The organism is Mesorhizobium sp. M1A.F.Ca.IN.020.06.1.1 (genome assembly GCF_004023265.1).
Taxonomy (GTDB): Bacteria; Pseudomonadota; Alphaproteobacteria; order Rhizobiales; family Rhizobiaceae; genus Mesorhizobium.
The window spans coordinates 1-3,491 of the sequence record NZ_RZSR01000650.1; the positions used below are offsets into that span (position 1 = coordinate 1).

Sequence of the window (3,491 nt, forward strand, 5' to 3'; positions counted from 1 at the left end):
GTCTCAGGCACGCTGGCGCCGGCCGATCTGCTCGCCGGCATCATCACCATCCAACAGGGCGTAGGCGCGGCCTCAGTGCAGCAGCTCCCGACCGGTGCCGCGCTCCAGGCAGCACTGCCGGCCGACTTCCAGGCCAACGACTCCTTCGACGTCTCGGTGATCAACACCTCCATCGTCGATGCCGAGGATGCGACCATCACCACCAACGCCGGCATGACGCTGGTCGGTTCGATGGACTTCCCGGCGCACAGCAGCGCCACGATCCCGTCGAGCGGCATCTTGCGCTTCCGCAACACGGGCGCCGGCACCTTCACGGTCTACCGCGTCGGCTGACCGAACATGAACCTGCACGGGATCGTTTCGGCGGCCATCGGCACGGTCAACCCGTTCGTGACCGCTACGCTGAAACGGTCCAGCGGCTACACCACGGCGGTCGACGGCACGCGCACGCCGAGCTTTGTCGACGTGCCTGGCGTCTCTCTGCAGGCGCAGTCGCTTACCTACAACGATCTGCAGCTGCTCGACGGTCTCAGCATTCAGGGCGTGCGCCGCGCCGTCTATTTGAACGGTTCGGCCCTCGGCGTGGTGCGCGAGCTGCAAGTCGGCGGCGATCTTTTCGTCTTCCCCGCCGGCACCTTCCCGGAAGGCAACACATGGCTCGTGGCACTCGTGCTCGAGTCCTGGCCCGACTGGTGCAAGTGTGCCCTGACCCTACAAATGGATGGAGCCTGATATGGCGAACGGAACCTTCACGGTGCCATGCCCTGCCGGCCAGTGGACTAAGGTCGCCGACGGCGCCAACTATTCATCGGCGCTGTTGCAGGTGACCAGCATAGGCGGCGTGTTGGCAGCGATCGCGGACAGCCAGCCGGCGGCGGATGCCTCGAATTGCGTCCTGCTCTCCCAGAGCCTCGTTCCGTTCCCGCTCGCGGCCGGCGACCAGGTGTGGTGCCAGCCGGTCGGCGCCGGCGAGGCCACGGTGCGCGGGATCGGCACCAGCGTCTGATGAGCGGCCCGGTCCCCAGCCAGTCTGGCATCCAGACGGTCCTGCGCGGCTTTCTGCTGCAATACCTGCCCGCCGGCGTCGAGGTGATCTCGGCGCAAGACAACCGCGTCCCGGAGCCGGCTGGCGACTTCGTCGCAATGACGGTGAGCCGCCGCGGTCGCCTCTCGACGAACGTCGACACCTATCAGGACTGCGCGTTCGAGGCCTCGATCGCGGATACGGTGATGACCGTCACTCAGGTCGCGTTCGGCGCGCTGCTGGTGGGGGCGACCGTCTTCGGAACACAGGTGACTGCCGGCACGCTCATCAGCGAGCAGGCGAGCGGCACGCCGGGCGGCATTGGATCCTACGCTGTCACGCCGGCGCAGACCCTGGCCGCGCAGACGCTCTCGAGCGGCGCCGAGACAATCATGCAGCCGACCGACGTCGTCATCCAACTCGACGTGCACAGCGCCTCGGATGGCGGCGCTTCCGACATGGCGCAGACGATCGCCACGCTGATCCGCGATGAGCGGGCGACACGGTATTTCGCGGATGCCGGCATGGATGGCGCTCCCCTCTATGCCGACGATCCCAAGCAGGTCCCGTTCTTCAACGGCGAGCAGCAATACGAGACCCGCTACGTCGTCGACGTGCATCTGCAGGCCAACCAGGCAATCGGCCTGCTACAGCAATTCGCCGACCAAGCCGTGATCGACGTCGTCAACGTCGAAGCGACTTTCCCGGCCTGACCCCTCAAACAGAAAGGATCTGGTCCATGACGACCATCCCGGCCTCGCAGCTTGTGAACGTCATTCCGAACGTTCTCAACGCGGGCGGCAACGCGCTCGTGATGAACGGCCTCGTGCTGACCCAAAACACCCGCGTCCCGATTGGGCAGGTGCTCTCGTTTCCGAACGACGGTGTGTCGGTGTCGAACTTCTTCGGCCCGTCCTCGGAAGAGGCCGAGATCGCGGCGGTCTATTTCAACGGCTTCAACAACTCGACCCAGAAGCCGGCCACGATCCTTTTCGCGCAGTATGCGTCCGCGTCGGTCGCGGCCTATCTGCAAGGCGGAAAGGCCGACCAGCTCTCGCTGGCGCAGCTCCAGGCTTTGAGCGGCACGCTCAGCGTCAACGTCGATGGCTATGTGCGCACCGCGAACGCGATCGATCTATCGAGCGCAAACAGCTTCTCGGCCGCCGCGGCGCTGATCCAGACCGACCTGAACTCCGCTCCTCCGCAGGCGGCCGCCGTGACAGGGGCAATTGCCCCTGCAACGGCAGCTGTGACCGCCTCCATCGCCGGCAACGTCATGTATGTGACCGGCGTGACGTCGGGGGTTCTGGTCGCAGGCGCGGCGCTCTCCGGCGCCGGCGTCTCGGCCGGCACGCAGATCACCGACCAGCTCTCGGGAACGCCCGGCGGCATCGGCGAGTATGCCGTGTCGATCGAGCAGGTTGTCGCCAGCACTGCGGTCTCCGCGACCTATGGCACCCTCACGGTCACTGCGCTCGCAAGCGGCACCCTGGCCGTCGGCCAGACGCTTGCCGGTGCAGGGGTGACGGCTGGCACGCGCATCGTGCAGCTTGGCAGCGGCGAGGGCCTTACCGGCACATACTTCGTCGACAAAACCCAGACGGTGGCGAGCGGCGCAATCACGGCGTCGGCTACGCCGCTGGACGTCAGCTATGACTCAGTCTCTGGCGGCTTCGTCATCACCTCCGCCATCGCCGGCGCGGCGTCGTCCGCAGCCTTCGCCACCGGCTCGGTCGCGGCGGGGCTCTTCCTGACCCAGGCGACCGGCGCGACGCTCTCTCAGGGCGCCGATGGAACGACGCCTGCCGCGTTCATGGCCGGGATCACCCAGCTCACCCAGAATTGGGCGACGTTCATGACGATCTTCGATCCCGATGGCGGTTCGGGCAGCGTGCAGAAGCAGGCCTTTGCCGAGTGGGTCAACAACACCAACAAGCGCTATGCCTACATCGCGTGGGATACGGACATCACTCCCACCGAAGGCAACGATGCGACGTCGAGCTTCGGCAACATCATCGCGAGCGCCAATCTCGACGGCACCTGCGCCATCTACCATCCCGCCGGCGGCATCACGACGCCCGCGCAGATCGCGGCCTTCATCTGCGGCGCGGCGGCCTCGATCGACTTCCAGCAGACCAACGGCCGCATCACCTTCGCATTCCGGGGGCAGGATGGCCTGGTGGCAGGCGTCACCACCGCGACTGTGGCGAGCAACCTCATCGCCAACGGCTATAACTTCTACGGCGCCTACGCGACGGCCGCGCAGCAGTTCCTGGAGTTCCAGAACGGCACGGTGTCGGGCGAGTTCGAATGGCTGGACAGCTACATCAACCAGATTTGGCTGAACAACCAGCTCCAGCTCTCCCTCATGGAGCTGATCCAGAACATCAACTCGGTTCCGTATAACGCGGCCGGCTATGAGCTGATCAAGGCGGCCTGCCTCGACCCGATCAACCAGGCGCTGAAT

General features: G+C 65.8%; 5 protein-coding genes. All 5 read left to right on the forward strand.

Annotation, left to right across the window (positions count from 1 at the left end; all coding sequences use genetic code 11):
* The coding region (locus tag EOA60_RS37750) for a hypothetical protein (protein ID WP_164899499.1) at positions 1-333 on the forward strand (333 nt) is incomplete at its 5' end.
* Between the two features lie 6 nt (positions 334-339).
* The gene (locus tag EOA60_RS24255; protein WP_127239330.1) at positions 340-732 is read left to right on the forward strand and encodes a hypothetical protein; all 393 of its coding nucleotides are present in this window, start codon (positions 340-342) and stop codon (positions 730-732) included.
* Position 733: 1 nt separating this feature from the next.
* Complete coding sequence (locus EOA60_RS24260) at positions 734-1,006, forward strand: hypothetical protein (protein WP_127335314.1); 273 nt, start codon at positions 734-736, stop codon at positions 1,004-1,006.
* Positions 1,006-1,737 carry a hypothetical protein gene (locus EOA60_RS24265; protein ID WP_127335315.1) on the forward strand — a complete coding sequence of 244 codons (732 nt, stop codon included), beginning with the start codon at positions 1,006-1,008 and terminating at the stop codon, positions 1,735-1,737. The genes EOA60_RS24260 and EOA60_RS24265 overlap by 1 nt, the downstream gene beginning before the upstream one ends.
* Before the next feature lie 26 nt (positions 1,738-1,763).
* A partial coding sequence (locus EOA60_RS24270) for a DUF3383 family protein (RefSeq protein ID WP_128312013.1) occupies positions 1,764-3,491 on the forward strand: 1,728 nt, incomplete at its 3' end.